Origin of the sequence: Olivibacter sp. CPCC 100613 (assembly GCF_036959255.1) — a bacterium.
Taxonomy (GTDB): Bacteria; Bacteroidota; Bacteroidia; order Sphingobacteriales; family Sphingobacteriaceae; genus Olivibacter.
In genome coordinates this window covers 1-1,380 of record NZ_JAWMTI010000032.1, presented here as the reverse complement: position 1 = coordinate 1,380, position 1,380 = coordinate 1, and the positions used below count along the sequence as shown (strand labels likewise).

The window sequence follows — 1,380 nt, the reverse complement described above, 5'->3', positions numbered from 1 at the left end:
TCATTAGTGTCCGGGGAAAAATAAAAAGGAGCAGTAGAAATTAATCGAACTGCTCCAAGATTTATACTTTTGAGTTCCTACACAAAAAAGTATGAACAAAAGTAATTATTTCAGCGGACAGCCACTGGTTAGTCAGCTGATAAAATATCTGGACAGGGAAGAAATAAACCGGACAGCCAAAAAAGAGGGGAGCGACAGATACTATAAAAAGTTTCACACCTATGATCATCTGGTAACGATGTTAATGACAGTAATAAGTGGATGTAGTTCATTGCGGGAGATATCGGGGCTTTTTCTGGCCTGTCAGGGTCGTATCGGCCATTTGGGGCTGAAGGACTTTCCACGGCGGAGCACTTTCGCCGAGGCCAACAGCAAGCGCAGCAGCGATGTCTTCGCTAAGATCTACCAAAAGCTCTATAGACGCTACCGTTCATTTTTACCGGACAGCCGAAAAAGTAATTTACCGTTGAAAGATCTGTACATTGTAGATTCGACCACCATCAGCCTTTTCAGCGATGTGCTCAAAGGTGCCGGGCGTAACCCCAGAGAAGGAAAGAAGAAAGGGGGCATCAAGGTGCATACCATGATCCATTCACGGGAGGATGTGCCTTCGCTGGTACGTTTTTCATCGGCAGCCACCCATGACCATGTATTCCTGAAGGAACTGGAGCTTAAGAGGGGTTCCTTTGTAGTATTTGATAAAGGCTATATTGATTATGCGCAGTACGCCAGCTGGGATATGGAAGGAGTCTTCTTTGTGACACGGCAGAAGGAAAACGCTGTTTATGAATCTTTAGAGCAATTTGCTGTCCTCCAAAGGGATGCAGAACGTGTAATGGAGGATGAAGTCATCAGCATAGATGTAAAAGGTAGTCCTTTATTATTACGAAGGGTATTCTATTACGACCATGCAAATGACAGTATCTATGAGTTCCTCTCCAATAACTTCGAGCTGGAGGCGACCGCTATTGCCGATATTTACCGTCAAAGGTGGCAGATAGAATCGCTGTTCAAAAGACTCAAACAGAACTTCCCGCTTAAATACTTCCTGGGGGAATCCCAGAATGCCATCGAGATACAGATCTGGGTGTCGCTGATCGCCCAGCTCATCCTGCTGGTAATTAAAGAAAGGACAAAACGTAGATGGGCTTTTTCCAACATGGTATCCTTTATCAGAAGCCATGCTTTAACTTATATCAATCTCTTTAAGTTCCTGGACAATCCAAACGTGAACTGGAATAAGTTAACATCAGGAGATCAAAATCAGTTAAACATCTTTCAGACATGACCATGCTATTGACTCTGCACAGAATAACATCGCTCACAGAAAAACAAGCAGCCTTTTTAGGCCAGTTGGAAATTTAACCGGACAGTAGTGAT

Annotated in this window: 1 protein-coding gene; it reads left to right on the top strand. The window is 43.7% G+C overall.

Annotation, left to right across the window (positions count from 1 at the left end; translation table 11 throughout):
• Positions 1 to 91 precede the first annotated feature (91 nt).
• The gene (locus RYH73_RS26535; RefSeq protein WP_187340842.1) at positions 92 to 1,288 is read left to right on the top strand and encodes an IS4 family transposase; all 1,197 of its coding nucleotides are present in this window, start codon (positions 92 to 94) and stop codon (positions 1,286 to 1,288) included.
• Positions 1,289 to 1,380 lie beyond the last annotated feature (92 nt).